The organism is Hymenobacter sp. 102 (assembly GCF_049949205.1).
Classification (GTDB): Bacteria; Bacteroidota; Bacteroidia; order Cytophagales; family Hymenobacteraceae; genus Hymenobacter.
In genome coordinates this window covers 3,847,025-3,867,767 of record NZ_CP188172.1, presented here as the reverse complement: position 1 = coordinate 3,867,767, position 20,743 = coordinate 3,847,025, and the positions used below count along the sequence as shown (strand labels likewise).

Here is a 20,743-nt window from a genome sequence, read left to right as displayed (position 1 = left end):
CGCGCAGCGTTACTGAGCAAGAGCAGGATTTGCTTGGCCTAACGGCACCAGGCGCTGATACTCACCCACATACCGCCCAATGGCCGTTTGCAGATCGTAATACTGCTGCGCCTTACGCCGGAGCTGGGCGCCATCCTTCTGTAGCAACGCTGGGATGCTGGCAGCAGCCGCTTCGTAGCCCGCCCTGTTTAGGGTAGATACCACATGGCCCCCATCCGTTTGCTGAATGATACCTGCCACGTCGCCCACCCCATCGTTGCAGATAACCGGCAAGCCCATGGCCAGAATTTCGCCCAGCTTGGTGGGCGAGCTGGCCTTTTTGGAATAGCTCTGCTTGATAAAAAACAAATTCAGATCGGAGGCGGCAATCAATTTGGGCACTTCTTTGCGCGTAGCGGGCCGCACCAGAAAATCGGAGGGTTCCAGCCCAGGCACTTTGCGGGCAGCCTCCAATACCATTTCGGCGGGCTCCTGCGTCACGAACAGCATTTTGGCCCCCGTGTATTGCTGCTTGATGACGGCAAATTGTGCTAGCATTTCGTCCAGCAGGTACCACGCACCAATCGAGCCCAGGTAGCTGACAATCAGCCCGTCGGGCGCGTAGCCGAGCTGCTGCCGGGCCGCCTGCTTATCCGGAGCCGTCAGCAGCGGAAAAACAGAAAAATCGGCGCTGCAGGGAATAACGGTTATGGGCGTGCCAGTGTACGACGGCCAGGTCTGCATCTCGCCTTTCCCGTTTTCGGTAAGGCTAATGATACCATCGGCGGCGGCAATGAACTCCGCTTCTTTCCGCTTGTAGGTTCGGTAGGCACGCCGGAAAATGGGATTCTGCAGATTCCACATGCCACCTTCCACCCGCTCATCCACCCAGAAGCCGCGCATATCAAACAGGAACTTCACGCCGTATTTGCGCTTCAGCAGCAGGCCAACCTCCGCGCTTACGTAGCTGCGGCAGTGCGTCATGTCAAACCGTAGCTCTTGGTGCAGCGCTAGGGCCTTTTGCCGCAGCTGGTACCGGTCGTAGAACTTGGCCAGCACCGGCGGCTTGCGGGTGAAGAAAATATGCTCCCAGCGGATGCCCGCTGCATCGGTAATGGCCCGGATTGTACTCTCGTACTGCGCAAACCGGTCTTTTTTCTCCGTAGAAAGCAGCGTGATGTTGTAGCCCTGCCGGGCTAGCCCTACCAGGTACGGCAACACCTGCGACTGCCCAAGCGGGTCAGTCATGCCATCGTAGGAAATAAACAGGATGCGGGGCGCGGTGGAGGCCATGCGTTCAGGCAGAAAAAGGTAGTTAAGCAGCAAACTGGTGAGTTTCGGCCCACTGGTGCAGCACAATCAGCAACCACACCCGGTTGTAGAGGTGGTCTTCGCCGGCTTCGAAACGGCGAACCACTTCCCGGGCAACCTCAGGCCGAACAAAACCCGCTTTTTCAAGCACTTCCGGCTTCAGATATTCGTCAACCAAGTAGTGCAGGTCCTTTTTCAGCCACGTGCCCAGCGGCACGGAGAAGCCCCATTTGGGTCGGTCGAAGATGTGAGCCGGCACGTAGTCGTACAGCACTTGCTTGAGCAGATACTTGCTCACCCCATCTTTCACCTTCAGGGCCGGGTCCAGGTTCAGGGCAAACTCCGCAATCCGGTAGTCCAACAGCGGCCCGCGGGTTTCCAGCGAGTAGCGCATCGAGGCCCGGTCCACCTTCACCAGCAGGTCGTCCTGCAGATAATATTGCATATCAAACAGAGCCTGCTGCTCGGCGGGCGTAAGCGGGCGTGGGGCCGGCCACTGCTCCGGCAAAGCCGGCAGGTTGTACGTGCCGGGTACTACCAGCCGTTCGATTTCTCTTTCGGAGAACAGGTATTGCTCCTGCGAGAAGATGTGGCTGCGCAGGCGCTCCTGCGCCGGGTAGTTCAGCAAATCGGCCACCCGCTTGTAGCGGTTGCCCATACGCTGCATCACCAGCCGGGCCGGGTGCCGCAGCATGTTCACGGCCGGGTTGGCCATGCGGTTGGCCCAGGTATACATACCGTACCCGTGGAAGAGCTCATCCCCGCCATCACCCGACAAGGCCATGGTAACGTTTTGCCGGGCCAGCCGGGACACCAGCAGGGTGGGCACCGCCGATGAGTCGGCGTAGGGCTCGTCGTAGATGGTGGCCAGCTCCGCCATGCTTTCCCGAGCTTCGGCCTCCGTTACCAGAAAGCTGTGGTGGTCGGTGCCCAGGTGCTTTGCTACGGCTGCCGCGTAGCTCGACTCGTTGTGCTTGGCCGAATCGAACCCGATGGAGAATGTTTTGACCGGCGTTGCGGAAACATCCTGCGCCATAGCCGTTACCAGGCTCGAATCGATACCGCCGCTCAGAAAGGTACCAAATGGAACGTCGGCAATCATGCGGTACTGCACGGAGGAGCGCACCAGCTCGTGGAGCTGCCGTTTGGCCTCGGCCTCGTCGCTTAGCACCTCCGGTTTTACCTGCTCCTCCAGCTTCCAGTAGCGGCTTTCCTGGAAATCGGTGGCAGTAACCCGAATGTGGGCGCCGGAGTCCATCTTCTTCACCTCGCTGTAAATGGTGCGGGGCCGGGGAATGTAGCCCAGATACAGGAACTGGTTGACGGCGGCCTTGTCAACCGAGAGGCGCTTGCGTACGGCGGCCAGGTTGGTAATTGACTTCAGCTCCGACGCAAAGGCAAAGCTGTTGGCATCCAGATAATAGTACACGGGCTTCTTGCCCATTCTATCCCGGAAGATATCCAGCTGCCCGGTTTGCTTGTCGTAGATGGCAATGGCGAACATGCCGTTCAGCTCTTGCACAAAGGCTGGCCCTTGCCGCACAAACGACTCCAGCAGCACCTCCGTATCGGAGGTAGTATGCATGGCCACCCCCAGCCGGTCCCGGATTTCCTGGAAGTTGTATACCTCGCCGTTGAATACTGTTACGTACCGGTCGTTGTGCGAGAACATGGGCTGGTTGGCCGCCGAGGAAAGGTCCAGGATACTCAGCCGGCGGTGCCCCAGCCCTACGGTGCCGTCAAAATAGAAGCCGTCCGCATCGGGGCCCCGGTGCGCCAGACAGGTAGTCATGCTGCGCAGCATGTCCTCGGTAAAGGGCGAAGCTGCCGTACGATTCAGGAAACCAGCAATACCACACATGGGCAAAAGCAATTATGTAAACATGAAAAGAGCCGCTGGATGCGGCCTCTCCTTGAGAAATATGGTCAGGGGACTATCTGACTACCAGCTTCTTTACCGCATCAACGGCAGAAACCCCAGCCAGGCACCGCAGCAACAAGATGGCCGCCTTGCTTTTGGGTAACACCCCAGCGGCCTTCCAAGCAAACTGCAACGACTCCTCACGCGCCCCCGCTGCATACGCATGAATGGCGCAAAGGTAGTAAATGTGCCCCAGCAGCTGTCTGCGCTGCGCCACACTGAGCTGCAGATGCGCATCAATCCACTGAGGGAGCTTCAGCCAGCGGCTGGTCATGGTCCGGTGGTCGGCGCGCATGGATCGGGCGTCGTGGTCATTCATGACGATGGCCACGTCGTCTACCAGATAAAATTGATCCTGTTGCATGTTCTGCAGCAGAAACATCCAGTCCTCAACTGAGGCATACTGCCGGTCTTCTTCAAACAAAATCAGCTGCGGATTTTGCCGACGCACGGCAAAATTGCACGCCAGCGGATTACCGTGCAGAAAGAGCGGCAACCCGTAGCGGCCAGCCGGCAGCGGGGCCAAATCACTGGACACCTGCCGACCGCCCCGGTCCAGCACAAATTTGCAGGCAATGAAATTGGGCTGCTGCTGTTGCTCAATTTCCTGATGCAGTACCGTCAGGTAATGGGGCAGCCACAAATCATCGGAATCCAGAAACAGGACATACTCCCCAGTGGCCCGGGCAAAGCCGTAGTTCCGGGCTGCTCCCCGCTCGGCATTCTGTTTGGGCAGGTACTGCACTCTGGCATCGGCCAGCAATGGCTGCACTACCTGCGCGGTAGCATCGGTGCTGCCATCGTCCACAATCAGCACTTCCAGCCCGGCGAATTGCTGGGCCAGCACCGACTGCACGGTAGCGGTAATGAAGTCAGCCCGATTGTAGGTGGGAATAACGACTGAGAAAAAAGGAGCTTGTTGCATCAGGCAAGTACGACAGAACAGCGTAGCAGATTAATTAGTGAGCCGTAAAACCCGCCGCAGCCGGGACAGCCAGATTGAGTTCTGTACTGCCAGCCGCAAACGGCCGGGGACCTGCGGAGGATTGGCCGCGTAGTACGCTACCAGTTCAGGAATACTGCTGCCGGGCACATAGCCCAGCGACGGCCAGGTTTCCGGGTAGAGGTACCGGAAATTGCGCACGCCCGCGTAATTCAGCTTGGAGAGGTTGTTCCAGAACTGAAAGTAGGCCTGGGTGTCAAAATCGTTTTTGTGGCCCCAGTTGCCGATCTTCTGCTCAATCTCGTCCGCCGAGCGCGCCCAGGACTGGTGCACGATGAAAAAGGGCGCGTGCACGTTGAACCAGCCGCTGACCCGCCCGTGCTGGTAGGCCGGCTCGTTGGTGGCCACCGGGTTGCCGTCGAGCTTGAAGTAGTCCGGCTGCTCCACCACCAGGTAGCCCCCGTCCACTTCCTTGAACAAGGTAATGTAGGGGCAGCGGATGTTGACCGGCCGGCCCGGGCGCAGCCCGCGCAGCCAGGCGGCAAAGCCGGCGAAGTTGAGAAAGTACTCGTCCGCGTCCAGCTGCACGTGCCAGCCGCCCGCCCCCAGGCGCTGGGCCATGAGCTGGCGCTGGCGGTTCTCGTTCTGCATGGGCGTGAGTTCGGGGCGGTGAAAGTCGTCCTCGTACACGTCCACCTTGCCGGCCACGTCCAGCTGCTGCACCAGGGCCCGGAAGCCCGCCTCATCGAAGCCGAACGGCTGGCCCGCCCAGCTGCAGCGGGCCGCGTCCAGCGAGAGGCAGATGCGGTCGGCCTCGGCGTAGACCAGCGGCAGTGCCTGCGCCAGGTAGTACCAGTCGTACGCCACGCAAAAACCTACTTTTATCTCAACTCCCATCTATGCTTTCTGTACTTTTCGGAACACTGAATCTCCCCTGGTATTACTAATTGATTCCTAGCAGCTTTTCTAGCAATACGATGGATTTATAGTGAATTCCGGCGTAGTTTTTTTGCAGGAATGTTTTACGATTATCCGTATTCAGCACATTCTTTTTACCGGAGCTGCCACCCATGACATGGACAACGGAGGCGTCAGAATAATAATGAATCTGGTAGCCCAGCTTCTTAATATCCCAGCACCACTGGATATCCTCGCAGTACATAAAAAAGTCGTCATTGAGCTTACCGTTTGGCAACTGCTGCAATAGCTCCCGCCGGAACATAAAGAATGTTCCCCACACCCAGTCGGCTTCGGTAGTGAAGGAATGGTCAAAGAAAGCCCCGAGCAGCAGTTTCTGCCGCGTGCGTTTTGGCAGCAGCTTCTGCAAGCGCAGCAACTCAATCAGGTAGTAGCGCACCGAGGGAAAGCGCTGCGCCGGCGACTGGTTGCCGCCTTGCACGTACGTGAGCCGCGTGGAGACAACCCCCACTTCCTTATGTTGCTTCAGATACGTGTAGGCCTTGGTAATAGCGTCATCTTCCAGATAGGTGTCGCTATTCAGGAGTAATATTACTTCGCCTTCAGCAACCGCTATGCCCAGGTTGTTGCCCCCGGCAAAGCCCAGATTCTTTTCACTGGCCACTAGCTTAATAGCCGGAAACCGCTCCTTAAAAACCGCCGGCCTGGTTTCTACCGAGGCGTTGTCTACCAGGATAATTTCGTAGGAAACCCCGTGCGTGTGCGCAATGATTGATTCGAGGCAAGCCGTCGTAAGAGCAAACGTATTGTAGTTAATGACTACAATGGAAACCTGAATCATATTATTTCAGAAATCTAGAAAACAAAGAAGTAGCCCGGGCAAGCCAAATGGAATTTTTTAGTGCCAACTGAAGCGCGGAAGGAATTGCCGGCGGTTTTTGTTGGTAATGCTGAATCAACTCCGGGACAGAATGAGCCGGTACCAACGACATCTTATCCCATAGCTGCGGAATGATGGGGTGAAAACCATCGGCCTGCTGATAATTCAGCTTGGAGAGGTTGTTCCAGAACTGAAAGTAGGCCTGGGTGTCAAAATCGTTTTTGTGGCCCCAGTTGCCGATCTTCTGCTCAATCTCGTCCGCCGAGCGCGCCCAGGACTGGTGCACGATGAAAAAGGGCGCGTGCACGTTGAACCAGCCGCTGACCCGCCCGTGCTGGTAGGCCGGCTCGTTGGTGGCCACCGGGTTGCCGTCGAGCTTGAAGTAGTCCGGCTGCTCCACCACCAGGTAGCCCCCGTCCACTTCCTTGAACAAGGTAATGTAGGGGCAGCGGATGTTGACCGGCCGGCCCGGGCGCAGCCCGCGCAGCCAGGCGGCAAAGCCGGCGAAGTTGAGAAAGTACTCGTCCGCGTCCAGCTGTACGTGCCAGCCGCCCGCCCCCAGGCGCTGGGCCATGAGCTGGCGCTGGCGGTTCTCGTTCTGCATGGGCGTGAGTTCGGGGCGGTGAAAGTCGTCCTCGTACACGTCCACCTTGCCGGCCACGTCCAGCTGCTGCACCAGGGCCCGGAAGCCCGCCTCATCGAAGCCGAACGGCTGGCCCGCCCAGCTGCAGCGGGCCGCGTCCAGCGAGAGGCAGATGCGGTCGGCCTCGGCGTAGACCAGCGGCAGTGCCTGCGCCAGGTAGTACCAGTCGTACGCCACGCAAAAACCTACTTTTATCTCGTTCTTCATACCCCCTGTGCCGGTTAGCGCGTCAGATGCCGTTTGGTGTGGTACAGCACATCCTTAATGAACTGCGGGTTGAAGGGCGACTTTTTCAGCGCCTGGAATGCGTGCTTGTAGCCCGCCCCGAACTGGTCGGAGGTGAAGGCCTGAATAGCGTTGTCGCGCAGCATCAGCTCGTGCGTTTCGTACGTGCGGGGCAGCTGGTTGGTCAGCCGCTTTACCGCTGCCAGCTTTTCAGGCCAGGACAGTTGGACGAAAGCGTTGCCGAGCTCCTGATCCAGCACGAGGTCGGTAATTTGCTTTTTGACCCGGTACCAGTAGTGGTACACGTACTCATCACAGGGCAAAAGTTCGGTGCGCGTCTGCAGAATCAGGGAAAACGCGTACTGCTCACTGGCGTGGTTCTGCGTCTGCGGGTAGCTCTGCTCCGTGAGGGCATACACATCGGGCAGCCACGTCCGCACCTGGGCCGGCAGACCCATCACCCCGGCGTTCCAGGATTCCGTATCGGCCGCAAAGCGCTCCGTGCCGTTGCTGGTGGTGAAGCCGGTATTCTCAATCAGGTTCAGGTAGGCCCGGAAAGTTTCGCCGGCCGGCAGCGGCATGTCGCGGCAGGTTTCAAACTTGTACTCCAGCAGGTGCATAAAGCTGCGGCCCGGCTTGAACTGCTTGATCCACGGCAGAGCGTCCGTCGTGAAGAACGTATCCGAGTCGACGTAGAGCATATCCGCGCCCGGGTACAGGTCGAATGCTTCCTCAATCAAGGCAATTTTCATCCGGTGCAGGAAGTCAATATACCCGCGCATGGCCTTCATCTTGTCGGGCGTCAGCAGCACATACCGTACGTCAACCCCGGTGATGTACTTCCGGAAATAATCCGGCTGATCTGTAAACACGACGGTCTGCACCTCTTCTGCCGGGCCGGTGTACCAGGCCCAGAAGCTGAGCACTGCCAGAATGGCCCGGCGGTATTCACTTTCGCGGCCGAATGATTGAGTAACGAGTAGTTTCATAAAGCTGGGTTCGGGAAGCTGGTCGCTTCTACGGGTTGTAAGATGAAGGTTGGGTATACAGGCGCTCCAACTTGTCCAGGTACGGTTGCAGCGCAAATTGCTGCACGCTCCGTTTGCCGTTTTCGGTGCAGGTGCGGCGCAGTGGTTCATCGGTCAGCAGCCGCTGAATGGCTTGCCGGATGGCCTCACTATCCTGGAAAGGCACGACCAGCGCGTTTTCGCCGTCCCGCACAAATTCCGGCGCGACGCCTGACAGCGTAAATACTGATGGTATGCCGCTGGCCAGGGCTTCTACGTAGGTCTGTCCGAATGCCTCGCTGTGGTTGTCGATGGGCACGTGCACGTACACATCAAACAGCTGGTACAGAGCCGGCACGTCCGATTCAAACCGAATCTGCGTGTAGGCATCCGGCGGCAGCTGCGTTTGCAGCAGCTCCTTGATTTGCTCCTGGTAATCACCGTGCGCATTAGCCAGCACCAGCCGAATGGCGGGGTATTGCTTGCGCAACTCGGCCACAGCCGGTATTACGTCCTGAATGCCCTTCCAGATGGTTTGTCGGGCGATGATACCAACAACGGGGCCATCGGGCGTAATGCCGTATTTATCCCGCAGGGCCTTTACCCGGTCCGGCGCAACCTCCGCAAAGGCCTCCAAGTCGAACCCGTGGTGAATCAGGTGAACCTTGGCCGGCGGCACGGCCTCCCAGTCCACCACAATCTTGCGCACAATTTCGCTGATGGCCACAATGTCGGTGGCTAGGTAGTTGGTGAGCCGGTCATAGTAAACCGCCCGCGGAAAGAAGTGGTGATGCAGCGACGAGTGATGTCGGGTCAGGATTCGCTTCGGTACGCCGGCCAGCCGGGCGGCGGCCAGCCCCACCACGTTAGCGTTGAACAGGTGCGTGTGCACCACGGCTGTCTTCCAGGATTTCAGGCACCGATATACCTCTTTGATAGCCCCTATCAGCTGCGTTTTCCGCGTGTACACAATCCGGTGCACGGGTACATTATGCGCCCGCAGAAACTGCTCCAGCTCCGTGTCCCCGGCATTGAGAAGGATGAACGACAACCGGCATTTTTCGCGGCTCAGGTACTGCGCAATCCACTCAAAAGCCATGGACTTGTTCAGGTCCGAGACGATATACGTGACACTAACCGGTAACGACAAAGGGCAGAGAGCGTAAGAAGTGAGTGGTTGAAAAGGGCCGCTAGGCAATGTTATTACCCTGGGCGGTAATCACCAGGTCGTACAGCTTGTAGCGGGCGGCCCTGGGCAGCACCTGCAACGAGTTGCCATCCACCAGCTTTACCCAACCGGGAGCAGCCAGCAGCCTGAAAATAGTTGCTTTAATACCCGTGGGCTTCTGTGCCGCCCCTGGCAGGTACTTATAATACAAGGCGCCCCGGTGCCCGGCCAGGATAGCGTGGGCCTTGCGGTATTCCCGCAGCCGGTTTACGTACCGCCCACACGTCACGAAATCATCGTGCCAGGCAATGGCATTGCGCAAAAAATAAATCGGGAAGCCCTGCTCACTGGCGCGCATACCCAGGTCGAAATCTTCGATATCCCGCAGTACGCTGTCAAATCCGCTGATTTGCTGAAAAACAATGGCTGGTACCGATAAATTGGCCGCTGACACGAATAACCCCTGCGGGTCCATGGGTACGCCATCCGGAATGGCCACGTATTTTTCCAGCCACTTACGGCTTAACGAGGCCTTGTAGTTCTGAAAATCGGAGTTTTCCGGCAGCATCTCCTCCTGCTGCATGCCCACTGCCAGGCTGCCGGGATATTGCTGGTGATGGGCTACGTGGGCCGTCAGACACTCCGGCTGAGGGCGCATGTCGTCATCAAAGAAGACCAGGAGCTGCCCGGTAGCTTCTGCCGCCCCACGGTTCCGGACGGCGGCCCGGCCCTTGTTTTCCTGCATAACAACGCGCAGGTTGGCCATCCGCGCTTGGTAACTTTGCAGCACCTCAGCCGTGTTATCCGTGGAGCCGTCCACCACCACAATCACCTCGTGGGGGACGGTTAGCTGCTGCTGAATGGCCGCCAGGATATTGGGCAGCTTGGCCGCGCCATTGTAGGATGGTATAATGACGGATACCGTCAGCGCTTCAGCGGGTAGGGTAACAGCCATTACGCGGTCAGGATTTTATTTACCAAGTCCTCGTACCGGTGCTCCGCATATAGCTCGCCGGCCCGCAGCTCATAGATGCGGTTGCAGTCGCGCAGGGTGGTGATGCGGTGAGCCACAATGAAGATGGTAATATCGGTGTGGGCCAGGCGGCCAATGGCCTCATTTACCTCGCGCTCCGTTTCGTTATCAAGAGCACTGGTGGCCTCGTCCATTACCAGCACTTCCGTGCGCTTGTACAGGGCCCGCGCAATACCAATGCGCTGGCGCTGCCCCCCCGATAAGCGGGCACCTCGCTCCCCTATCCGGGTATCAACGCCCTCCGGCAAACCGGCAATAAAGTCGGCCAGCGAGGCTTGCTCAATGGCATAGGTCAGCCGCGCCTCGTCCACCTGGGCATCCATCAGGGTGATGTTGTCCCGAATAGTCGTATCCATCAGGAAGGTATCCTGCTTCACGTACCCGACCAGGCGGTACCAGGCTTCCAGGTTGGCATCGTTCAATGGCTGCCCATCAATGCGGATGGCTCCCTCCTGCTCCTTGTAGAAACGCAGCAGCAGGTTCATCAGGGTTGTCTTACCAGAGCCCGACGACCCGATGATACCAATCTTCTCCCCTTTCTGCACCGTGAACGACACGTGGTCCAGCACCGGCTTCTCGGTGTCCGGAAACGTGAAGGTTAGGTTGTCAAACCGGATTTCCCGGTTGAACGGTAACAGTTGCTGCTCGGGCTTCTGCATCTCGGCATATTCCCGGTAGTTCTGCATATTGGCGTAGGTGAACTTAAACTGCTTAAGGGCCACCATGGCAATAATCATTCGGTTCACGGACGGCATCAGGCGGTAAGCGGCTGCCGCGAACAAACCAATCGTTGTGACCAAAGCCGTGACATTCTGGCTAAAGAATAGTGAATACAGGAAAATGGTTACCACCGCCATAATGGCCACCATTTCAATTACTTTCACCGGCAGCTGCCCATACAGGTATGTCAGCGCTTCTACGTTCTGGAAACGCTTTTCATTGGCCAGCAGCCGCTCTTTGAAAAACTTCTGCTTGTTGGCCAGCTTCAAATCAATGAAGCCAATAAACGCATCCGTGAGAATAGCGTGCGAAATGGGACGCAGAATATCAATTTCCTGCCCAAGCTTGGCCGAGCGGGTTCTGAGGGCCCGATACGTCATCACCGTGGCCGGCACCAGCACCACCATCAGAATAATAAACAACGAAGGCTGGTACACCAGAATACCAACTACAATAATGGCAATGATGATTATCTCCTGGAAGAACGTAAACAGCTGCCGGATAACGTTGCCGATAAATGCCTGCGGTACCCCAAGCGTACTGTGCACCAGTTGCGCCGAGCCGATCCGCATGTATTCTAAGTAAGGGAAGTTATGATGCTTATCAACCTGCTTCTCAATAATTTTCAGCCCCAGATACGCCGTAAATTTTACCTGCTGATAATTAATAAAAGTGGTGAACAGATTTTTCAGCAGAAAAAATACCAGCAACCCCAGAATCAGAAAAACCAGGAAGCTGCGCTCCGTCTGAAACCCCAGGGTCTGATACAGCCACAGGGAATACTTATTCTGAAATACTGAGCCGGGCCGGGACGCGGCCATAATTACCGGCACCAGCGTGGCCAGCCCAAACACATCAAGCAGTGAGGATAGTACCAGCAAAGCGAACATGCCTACCGCTTTGCGCTTCTCGGCAAGCGTCAGATAATACAGTGCACTTTTAAGTGCCGGGCCTACAATACCTTGGTTCTCAGCTTGAGCAGAACTCATTACAAACTATTTCTTGAAAGAAGTAACAGACCTAAGTGTTAGATCCGCGGCCGCTATACGTGCACTGGCCCACAAAGATGTCCCTCCACGCTAACTACCTGCAAAGATAGGCTACCCAAGTTAAACCCGCTGTGTACCTACGCCCTCAGCCCGGTTTGCCTACCTTTGCGGCACCACATTGTGAGGGCTCAGATGCGGCCTGCTCAGTATGATTAAAGTAAAACTCCTCGGCCGTTTAGGCAATCAGCTCTTTCAGTTCGCGTTTGCCTCTTTGCTGGCCAAACGGCTCGGCACGCATTTCCTGCTGGATACCAACGACCAGCCGTTCGACCTGCCTTATTTTGAGCTGCATGGGGCCTGGCCCCTGTTGCAGCGGCGCTCCGTCTGGAAAGTATACAATAAGCTGCAGCAGGCCTTTTTGCGAAAGGCTCCCTTCGTCGATCTGCGTGACTGCCGGGTGCCGCTGGATGAATCCCGGCTGCGTGATGAGGCTGTGTACTGGGGCTATTTTCAGGAGTACCAGCTGTACGAGCCCATTAAAGCGGACCTGTTGCGCTGGTTCACGGTGCTGCCCAAATACCGGCAAACCTTCGAAACCAAGTACGCCCCCAAGCTCCGGCAGCGGCCCAGCGTTGTGGCCTCCTTCCGGTTGGGCGACTACCAGAGTTTCGATGTATTTGCCAAGGATGGCCAGCCGCCTATTCTGCCCCTGGAGTGGCAGCGGGATATCCTACTGACCTTCGATTTCGAGCAGTTCAATCTGTTTATCATCAGCGACGATATTCAGCAGGTTGAGCAGCGGCTGCAGCTGCAGCATCCTAATCTGGAGTATGTGCGGGCCGATGTGCCGACCCAGCTCCTGCTGCTGCAACACGCCGACTACGGTATCATCAGCAACAGCACGTTTGCCTGGTGGGGGGCTTATCTGAACACCACGGCGCAAAAAATATACTGCCCGCAGTACTTTCTGGGATTCCACTTCGGCATTGAGTATCCAGTCAATATTTATCCGCCCCACTGGACGCAGGTACCCGTATCGACGCAGGCAGCGGTGCTGTAACGGCCCGACTTTGCATGTCGGAGTGCCCACCAGCAAAAACTGGTGCCCAGCAAAGCATATGCTTCGCTGGGCACCAGTTTTTGCTGGCTGATAATTACTAAATCATTACCTCTTTACTGCAGCAGCTTTTTGCGCATGCGATAGTAGAACGTCATCAGGTTGTACCGGGCTCTACCCAAACGGGTGGTATACAGCTTTTCGGGCACTGAGGCATTGTAATGGTTTAGGCCGGAGTTGAATACGGTATACCCTTCTTCGTAGCGGCACAATTTTCCCCATAGCGCTTCCACTCCGTAATAGGAGCGGTCCAGGTACTTATCAAGCACTGCTTTGGTAAGCGTTATCTTATGCAGGTTGATGGAGGCAAAATTGCCCTCATAAATGAAGTTACTACCCACGAAATGGTGCTTCATGTTATGATCCGGAATGCCTTTGTTGGCACCGAACGTGGCATATCCTTTCTTAAAGGCTTTTTCGCAGACATCCATCTTCTCAATAACGAAGTACCGCATCAGCTTCGTCCAGTTGAAGATGTGCTCGTGCCCTGGCTTGGTAACTCCTTTGCAGTGCATGTACGTCAGGATGTCGTACCCCGTCAAATCCTGAGTTTCCACGAACCGATACAGGCCATCCACCTCCCCCAACCCGCTGTTCTGCGAGTAGAGAAACCGGGTTATCGGGTACTTGGCAAAGTAGCTTTCGATTTCGCTTTCCGTTACGCTCCCATCCGTTGGCAACGACACATGCACTACTATTGCATCAAAAGGCAGCTTTTGAAACAGAAAATCGGTTATCTCGCGCCAGTTATTAACCGAATATATATGGTAGAGAAGAATTTTCTTCATACTATTTTCTTCTGCATTAAGACTGTACGGACTTCAGTCTTTTTATCATCCAATACATAATATTTTTCATATTGTCTATATAATTAGACGACCTGTATGCTAATTTACTGAATAATAGTACACCTTTACTGATACTTCCTTGCTTCATCTCTATCGTTGCCAGATGTGAATAGCATTCATTTATAAACTTTTCATTCATCTCACTTGCATGAAAATACTTTTTATGTTTCAGTTCATCAACAACACTTTTTCTTACCATTAACTGATACGTAAGCATTCTTATATTATTCTGACTCATACTGGCACGATGAACACGCACAAAAGCCCAACTCTCCTTGCACGGGTCATACACCATATGAATGCCAGCAATTGCACATCTCAGCCAATACTCCCAATCTTCCATCGAACGAAGTTCTTCATTGAATCGACCATTTTTTTTAAAAACTTCGCTCCGTACTAATGGAGCATTTACTACCATAATATTGTGTTCAAGAAGACTTGACACTAATGGCTCCCCACTATCCGGAACAGATTTCATCCATTCTCGGTCCAGCATATCAATTGACCTACTATATTGATCAGGTTTTTCATGCAAAAAAAACCTGACATCACCAAAAACCAATCCCATAGATGGATTATTCTCCAAATATGATACCTGTGTCATAATTTTATTGTGGTGCAGTAAATCATCAGCATCTAAAAGTTGAATATATCTACCTGAAGATGCAGCTATGCCTGTGTTACGAGCAGAGGACAAACCTGCATTAGTCTGATATACATATTTAAAACGAATATCTCTTTTCACATAGATTGATACCACAGAAGATGTATCATCCTCTGAGCCGTCGTCCACAACTATACACTCCCAATTCTCATAACTTTGAGAAATAATGGAATCAAGAGTTTCCGCAATAATCCAACCATAGTTGAAGCACGGAACAATAATCGAAACTAATGGCTTTTCTTTTTCATTCATGCTTTAAGCTTTGCGAGCTTAGCCCTGGTTTTTTGAATTACATTTCCTTTAACACCTAAAAAAGATAGTGTATAGAGCATTACACTTCTGATATCACGTAAATCACTCATTCTAACCTTTAGCCACTTCTTCGCATGAACACTATTATTAACATATAAAAACTCAGACATCTCTTTTGTATGATTTACAATTATCTTGTTTACATTATCATCGTTTCCTCTTTGTTTATTTAATAACTGTATAGTTGATTCCATTAACTGAATAGCACGTGTAGAAGATATAGATTTATCATGCCGCCTGTAAGCTGCACTTACTATAGGAGAAAACCATATTTTAAATTGTTTCGCAATCCTGATCCACATATCCCAATCTTCATAAGCTAATGTTTCATCATACAGACCTACTTTATCGAAACACTTTTTCCTAATTAAGGTACCCATAGTGGATACATAATTCATTTTTAACATTTCTATATAAGCTTCTTCTTTCGTAGATGTGTTTAAATAATCACAAAAAGCCCCGTAAACTTTTTCCTCAATAATATCTCCAACTTCACTTACGTACGAAACTGGACTAGTGACCATACCTATATCAGGCATTGAGTTAAGGATTGGAACTTGTACTGCCAGTTTATCTGGATAATAATAATCATCAGAAGCAATTATAGAAATATATTCGCCATTAGATGCCAATACTAGTTGATTCCATACTTTGCAAATGCCATTATTCCTCTTGTTACAAACAAGAGAAACTTTTAAATTATAGTTATTTTTAATCCAATTATTAATAACATCAATAGAATTATCAACTGAACAATCATCAACAATTACAATTTCAAAATTTTTATACGTTTGATTTTTTATACTATTCAGCGTTTGCAAAACATATTTGCTGTTATTATACGAAGCTACACCAAAAGAAACAAGCGGGCTATTTTCCATCTTTCAAATTTGCTTTTATTGCTTCAAAAACTTCCTTATTCTGCCCTTCTACGTAATCTAAGACATTTTTTCCATTCAGATCCGTAGCATAAACATCAGCACCATTCTCTAAAAGCAGTACAACAGTGCTCATATCACCTGTATTGATAGCACCATCTTTCGCATACATTAACACCGATGTTCCATTTAAATTAGCTTTGTTAACATTCGCCCCTTTAGATACGAGAATTTTAGATATATCATGAAAATTATTATATACAGCAATCATCAAAGCAGACCATCCATTTCGGTTCGTTATATCTAAATCTTCGATATAGTCAATCACATTAATCAATGTCTGAATATCATTCCGCAATACCGCAGAAAACATATCAATTGAATAATTCTTAAATAATCTGATATTATAATCTATACTCGTAATATCAACAAATCGTTCTGTATCATATAAAACTCTACCTGATTTGCCACTACTTTTCTCATCCAATATCAACGCATCAGATACATGATATTTCAAAAATACCGGCAATTGATATTCAAAAAATGAGAATGCCTTTATTTGATTTTTTATAGCAGATGCAGTATTATTATAATCAATATTTACATTAGAATAATCAATGCTTTTTAAAGAATAATAACTAGACCCGTTTTTACTTTGCTGAAAACTTTCAAAGTCATTATTTATTAGTTTTACAATATTTTTTTTAATTATATCAAATCCTAAAATCATATTATTCATATAAATATCTCTCGCATTCATATTTTCTATATAATAACTCATTTGATCTATTATATCGCCGGTATCTATGCCACTATCGATTTTATGCAATGTAACTCCCGCCTCTTTTTCCCCATTCAACAAAGGCCAAGCAGAAGTATACACCCCTTTGTATTTAGGCAGTAATGAAAAATGTATGTTAATTAAATTTTTACTTTTGAATAGCCTAGGCTTTATAATCTTGTCAAATTCAACTGAAAGAAATAACAAATCATCAATTTCATACACATCTTCAAGAAACACCTCTTTGACACCTAAGATACCGGCAGTTCTTCGCAATGACTTTTGCCAATTATGGTTTCCATCATCGTTCACAGTACACACAACAAATAATTGATCAAATATAATATTGCCATGTATAAATTCTAATACATTAGATGCAATATTATTTTTTCCAGCAACACAAATTTTCATATTTATTTTATTTTTTTAAATTCCTCAAAACTTCTAATGTAATCACTTTCGTAGAACTTATCAGAAGCCAAACAAAGCAAAACCGAATTGTTAGAAAATTTTATGGTTCTCCAATGTAATTTCGGAACATACAAACCAATGCTTGGCTTATCAAGTAGAAACTCTTTTACACTTCCGCTCAAATCCTCCAACGTAATAATTATACTGCCGCTGACAGCAAAAATTAGCTGTTGAAGATTATAATGAGCATGATGGCCTCTTGCTATTTTTTCAGATGTGTAGTATGTCCAATATACTCGTTTGATATCAAACGGCACCAATGGACTTTCAGCTACTGTCAAATAGCCTATGTCCGAATTACCCATGACGGGAAACTCTATTAGTATAGGTTCAGCACTCATTTGCCCGATAGAAAAAAACGAATCTGTTCCGCCACCTGCTTTACCTGCTGCTCCGTCATACCAGGCCACATCGGCAGGCTCAGGCAAGTAGCGGCCAACTGCTCGGCCACAGGAAAGTCGCTGGCCTGATAGCCACTCTCCGCGTAGGCCTGCTGCAGGTGCGGGGGAACCGGGTAGTGGATCAGGGTTCCGATGCCTTGTTCGGTCAGGAACTTTTGCAACGCGTCGCGCCGCGTGGTTTGGATTACGTAGAGGTGATAGACGTGGGTGCAGCCGGCGGCAATCTGCGGCAGCTGCACGCCCTCTACGCCGGCCAGCTGCTCATCGTACCACCGGGCAATCTGCTGGCGCTGGCGCGTCCATTCCGGCAGCTGCTTCAGCTTCACGGACAGCACGGCGGCCTGCAGCTCATCGAGTCGGGAGTTGTAGCCGATTACCTCGTTGTAGTATTTCTGCTGCGAGCCGTAGTTGCGCAGGGTTCTGATTTTCTGGGCCAGCTCCGCTGAGTTGGTGGTTACCGCCCCCGCATCACCCAGAGCCCCCAGATTTTTGCCGGGATAAAAGCTGGTGGCATTTACATCCCCGAAACTACCAGTGGTTGTTCCACCCGATGAAGCCCCCTGCGCCTGGGCGTTGTCTTCAATTACAAAAAGCTGGTGCTTGCGGGCCAGCTCCATGATGGGCGTCATTTCGCAGGCCTGCCCGTACAGATGCACCGGCATGATGGCCCGGGTACGGGGCGTGATGGCCGCCTCGATGCGGGCCGGGTCGAGGTTGAACGTGGCGGGGTTTGGCTCTACTGGCACCGGGGTAGCCCCTACGTACGATACGGCCAGCCACGTGGCGATGTAGGTGTTGGAGGGCACAATGACCTCATCACCGGGGCCCACTCCCAGGGCCAGCAGGGCCAGGTGCAGCGCATCCAGGCCATTTGCTACGCCGATGCAATATTCAGTGTCACTGAAGGCCGCGTATTCGCCCTCAAACTTCTTTACTTCTTCGCCCAGCACATACCACTGCGAGTCGTACACGTTGGCCATTGCCTGCAATACCTCTTCTCTGATTGCATTGTGCTGTGGACCGAAGGCAAGAAAGGGAATATGACTCATTGGCGAAAAGTTAGGCGCGTTTGTGCGGGGCAAAAATAGGCAATTATCAACAGCGTTGCTGTGCGTCGCAATTATGTACCGGGAAACGCCGCCGGCGCGTGGGCCTGCTTTACCACGTAGAGCGGTCGACTCCGGGCGGCATCGAGGCCCCGCCACACGTACTCGCCAATGATTCCCAGGGCCAGCATCTGGAACGCGGATACGAACAGCATCACCACCATCAGCGACGACCAACCCTCAGGCTCGTGCAGCCCTAGCAGCCGCATGCCGATAACGTACAGCCCGTAGCAGAAAGCACCGCCTCCCAGCAGCAGCCCGGCAACGGAGATAAGCCGGATGGGCAAGAAGGAAAACGAAACGAAGGAATCCACGAACAGCTTTACGCGCTTGCTGAGTGTCCAGCGGGACTTGCCAATGCTGCGGGCCAGCCGGGTGTAGGGCAGGTTGATGTAGGGGTAACCCAGCCATAGTACGAGGTAGAAGATATTGCTGTTGCGCTCCTGCAGAGCCAGTACCTCTTGAGCCACAGCTCTATCAATCAGCAGGAAGTCGAACCCGCCCTGGGGCACGTTCGGCAGCGCGAAGCGGCGCATCAGGTAATGAAACAGCTCAGCGGTGGCGCGGGCCAAACCTCTTTCGGGACGGTCCTGCCGGCTGGCAATTACCACTTTAATGCCCTGCTGCCAGTACTGGTACATGGTAGCCAGCAGCTCGGGCGGGTTCTGCAGGTCGGCCGTAAGCACCGCAATACACTCGCCGGTGGCGTACTGCCAGCCCGCGGCAATAGCGTTGTAAGACCCTACGTTACCGGCCAGCTCCACTACCCTTACCCGCTCCGGGTATTGCTGCCGAAGCCGAAGTAAGGCCGCCACGGTGCCATCCTGCGAGCCGTCATCTACGAACACATATTCAAAAGTGACGCCAGCCGGAAACAGGGCTTCACTAGCCACCAGGGCCGCGCCTGTAACGGGGATATTTTCTTCGTTGAAGTAGCAGGGAATGACAACGGACAGCTTCGGCATGCTGCAAGGTACTGAAGAACCGTAGTAGTGGCCGCAGCACGTACTACCTGGTGACCCGGCCCGGGGCACGACCCAAAGGCGAGGCCAGCCGCACGGAATCGAGCCCGAAATATGCCGCTACCATGAGGTTATGCTCGGTGCCGGCCACAGTATCCAGATCGGCCGGGTGCATAAAAATATCCCGGTCAGCGGCCAGCTTTAAGCCAGGTAGCACTGCAGATGCCTGATGGGCACGCCGAGCGGCATGCAGCCGCTGGTAGCGCCGCTGCATCTGCTGCTCGTAGGCCCAGGCGTTGTGGCGCAGCTGCTGCCAGGCCCGTAACGGTGCGCTCCGGGCCGTCAGCACCAACCCGATTCCGACTACCCACCACACATTCCCGGACACGGACAACGCCCCGCCTAGGTACCTGCGCGACCTGGCCCACCGCGCAACGGGCGGCACCAGCACGGCCAGACTTAGCATAGCTCCGCCGATAATGGCGTTTTCGGTACGCGCCGGGGCGGGCCCGAAGCCGAGCCACCAAAAGGAAAAAAAGCCACTGGCAATGCTGGCAACCCAATACAGCACCGCTACCACCGGGTGCAGCTGCCAGCCGGTAGCACTACGGGAAGCATACAGGCTGTAACCGGCCACTGCTACCAGGACCAGCCACACCGCCGGACGGGTAACAATTTCTGCCACGGAAACCAGCGTATGCAGCACGGAATATCCCAGCTGAAACCGATGGTCAAACTGCGTAACATCCATCCGTTGGTAGTTGCCTGGGGCCAGCAAGCTCAGGGCGCTGCTTACCGCTCCCAGCACCAGCAGCCACAGCCACCACCTCCGGTTGGGGTAGCCGGAGGCAGTGGTCCAGCTCACGGCTGTCATCAGCAGCAGAAACAGCATCGCCTGCGCCAGGGCTACCTCATTGGCCGCCGTGCTGCCCACTACGGCCAGACTGCCCAGCACCCACGGCCAGCCCGCCCGGGGCTGTTGCCGGCAGTGGTACCACGCGCTTATCCCGAGTAGCAGCAGGCCAACAGTACCCGTCTGGTAGACGACTATGCCGGTAAACCAGTACAATGCCTCGTAGTGATTGGTAAGAGTGCTCAGGTAGAGCAGCAGCAGGCTGGTGGCTAGCAGCAGGCGCTGCCACCGCCGGAGCTGCGGCAAGCTCAGCTTGCTCACCCAGTACAGCAGCCCCGTAAGGCCGCCCAGCGTGAACCCCGGAATCAGGCGGAAGGCCCAGGCCCACCCATACACCAATGGATTGAGGGCCGTAAACAGCCAGGACGTAACGAATCGCCCGGTATGGTGCTGGTACAGCTGCCGCTGCGCGCCCCACAGCCCGTATTGCCGGACCCGCACGGCTTCCATGTAGTCATCGTAAAACGGCTGATTAAAGAAGCCAAGAAAGAGGAACGGGAATAGCTGCACGCTCACCACTGCTCCCAGGCCAATCCATTGCCACTGCTCCCAG

Annotated in this window: 19 protein-coding genes; 1 reads left to right on the top strand and 18 read right to left on the bottom strand. The window is 53.3% G+C overall.

Going from position 1 to position 20,743, the window contains the following annotated elements; all coding sequences use genetic code 11:
• Positions 1–9 precede the first annotated feature (9 nt).
• The 10 genes from ACN19L_RS16630 to ACN19L_RS16585 form a co-directional block, all read right to left on the bottom strand.
• Positions 10–1,272 carry a glycosyltransferase gene (locus ACN19L_RS16630; RefSeq protein ID WP_426490589.1) on the bottom strand — a complete coding sequence of 421 codons (1,263 nt, stop codon included), beginning with the start codon at positions 1,270–1,272 and terminating at the stop codon, positions 10–12.
• Positions 1,273–1,294: 22 nt separating this feature from the next.
• The gene (gene asnB / locus ACN19L_RS16625; protein WP_226265856.1) at positions 1,295–3,151 is read right to left on the bottom strand and encodes an asparagine synthase (glutamine-hydrolyzing); all 1,857 of its coding nucleotides are present in this window, start codon (positions 3,149–3,151) and stop codon (positions 1,295–1,297) included.
• 73 nt (positions 3,152–3,224) lie between these two features.
• A complete protein-coding gene (locus ACN19L_RS16620; protein WP_426490588.1) occupies positions 3,225–4,136 on the bottom strand; it encodes a glycosyltransferase family 2 protein in 912 nt (303 codons plus the stop codon).
• Positions 4,137–4,166: 30 nt separating this feature from the next.
• Complete coding sequence (locus tag ACN19L_RS16615) at positions 4,167–5,021, bottom strand: hypothetical protein (RefSeq protein ID WP_426490587.1); 855 nt, start codon at positions 5,019–5,021, stop codon at positions 4,167–4,169.
• Positions 5,022–5,097: 76 nt separating this feature from the next.
• Positions 5,098–5,913, bottom strand: coding sequence for a glycosyltransferase family 2 protein (locus tag ACN19L_RS16610; RefSeq protein ID WP_426490586.1), 816 nt, complete (start codon positions 5,911–5,913; stop codon positions 5,098–5,100).
• A gap of 1 nt (position 5,914) precedes the next feature.
• Complete coding sequence (locus ACN19L_RS16605) at positions 5,915–6,802, bottom strand: hypothetical protein (protein ID WP_426490585.1); 888 nt, start codon at positions 6,800–6,802, stop codon at positions 5,915–5,917.
• A 14-nt stretch (positions 6,803–6,816) separates the two neighbouring features.
• The gene (locus tag ACN19L_RS16600; protein ID WP_426490584.1) at positions 6,817–7,809 is read right to left on the bottom strand and encodes a hypothetical protein; all 993 of its coding nucleotides are present in this window, start codon (positions 7,807–7,809) and stop codon (positions 6,817–6,819) included.
• A 28-nt stretch (positions 7,810–7,837) separates the two neighbouring features.
• The gene (locus ACN19L_RS16595) at positions 7,838–8,977 is read right to left on the bottom strand and encodes a glycosyltransferase family 4 protein (protein ID WP_426490583.1); all 1,140 of its coding nucleotides are present in this window, start codon (positions 8,975–8,977) and stop codon (positions 7,838–7,840) included.
• A 40-nt stretch (positions 8,978–9,017) separates the two neighbouring features.
• Positions 9,018–9,950, bottom strand: coding sequence for a glycosyltransferase family 2 protein (locus ACN19L_RS16590; protein ID WP_426490582.1), 933 nt, complete (start codon positions 9,948–9,950; stop codon positions 9,018–9,020).
• On the bottom strand, positions 9,950–11,737 hold the full coding sequence (locus ACN19L_RS16585) for an ABC transporter ATP-binding protein (protein WP_426490581.1): 1,788 nt from the start codon (positions 11,735–11,737) through the stop codon (positions 9,950–9,952). The genes ACN19L_RS16590 and ACN19L_RS16585 overlap by 1 nt, the downstream gene beginning before the upstream one ends.
• A gap of 208 nt (positions 11,738–11,945) precedes the next feature.
• On the opposite strand from ACN19L_RS16585, the gene ACN19L_RS16580 reads away from it, so the two are divergent.
• Positions 11,946–12,797, top strand: a complete 852-nt coding sequence (locus tag ACN19L_RS16580; protein WP_226271865.1) for an alpha-1,2-fucosyltransferase — start codon at positions 11,946–11,948, stop codon at positions 12,795–12,797.
• Between the two features lie 113 nt (positions 12,798–12,910).
• Here ACN19L_RS16580 and ACN19L_RS16575 read toward each other — a convergent pair whose 3' ends face one another.
• The 8 genes from ACN19L_RS16575 to ACN19L_RS16540 form a co-directional block, all read right to left on the bottom strand.
• The gene (locus ACN19L_RS16575; RefSeq protein WP_426490580.1) at positions 12,911–13,642 is read right to left on the bottom strand and encodes a hypothetical protein; all 732 of its coding nucleotides are present in this window, start codon (positions 13,640–13,642) and stop codon (positions 12,911–12,913) included.
• Between the two features lie 16 nt (positions 13,643–13,658).
• A complete protein-coding gene (locus ACN19L_RS16570; protein WP_426490579.1) occupies positions 13,659–14,618 on the bottom strand; it encodes a glycosyltransferase family 2 protein in 960 nt (319 codons plus the stop codon).
• Positions 14,615–15,559, bottom strand: coding sequence for a glycosyltransferase family 2 protein (locus tag ACN19L_RS16565; RefSeq protein ID WP_426490578.1), 945 nt, complete (start codon positions 15,557–15,559; stop codon positions 14,615–14,617). The genes ACN19L_RS16570 and ACN19L_RS16565 overlap by 4 nt, the downstream gene beginning before the upstream one ends.
• Positions 15,549–16,748 carry a formyltransferase family protein gene (locus tag ACN19L_RS16560; protein ID WP_426490577.1) on the bottom strand — a complete coding sequence of 400 codons (1,200 nt, stop codon included), beginning with the start codon at positions 16,746–16,748 and terminating at the stop codon, positions 15,549–15,551. Before ACN19L_RS16560 ends, ACN19L_RS16565 begins: the two co-directional genes overlap by 11 nt.
• Positions 16,749–16,750: 2 nt before the next feature.
• On the bottom strand, positions 16,751–17,149 hold the full coding sequence (locus ACN19L_RS16555) for a sugar 3,4-ketoisomerase (RefSeq protein WP_426490576.1): 399 nt from the start codon (positions 17,147–17,149) through the stop codon (positions 16,751–16,753).
• Positions 17,146–18,258, bottom strand: coding sequence for a DegT/DnrJ/EryC1/StrS family aminotransferase (locus ACN19L_RS16550; protein ID WP_426490575.1), 1,113 nt, complete (start codon positions 18,256–18,258; stop codon positions 17,146–17,148). The genes ACN19L_RS16555 and ACN19L_RS16550 overlap by 4 nt, the downstream gene beginning before the upstream one ends.
• 71 nt (positions 18,259–18,329) lie before the next feature.
• Entirely contained in the window at positions 18,330–19,280 is a 951-nt protein-coding gene (locus tag ACN19L_RS16545) for a glycosyltransferase family 2 protein (protein WP_426490574.1), read from the bottom strand.
• A 43-nt stretch (positions 19,281–19,323) separates the two neighbouring features.
• Positions 19,324–20,640: a DUF6056 family protein gene (locus ACN19L_RS16540; RefSeq protein WP_426490573.1), complete on the bottom strand. Its 1,317-nt coding sequence runs from the start codon at positions 20,638–20,640 to the stop codon at positions 19,324–19,326.
• Positions 20,641–20,743: the final 103 nt, after the last annotated feature.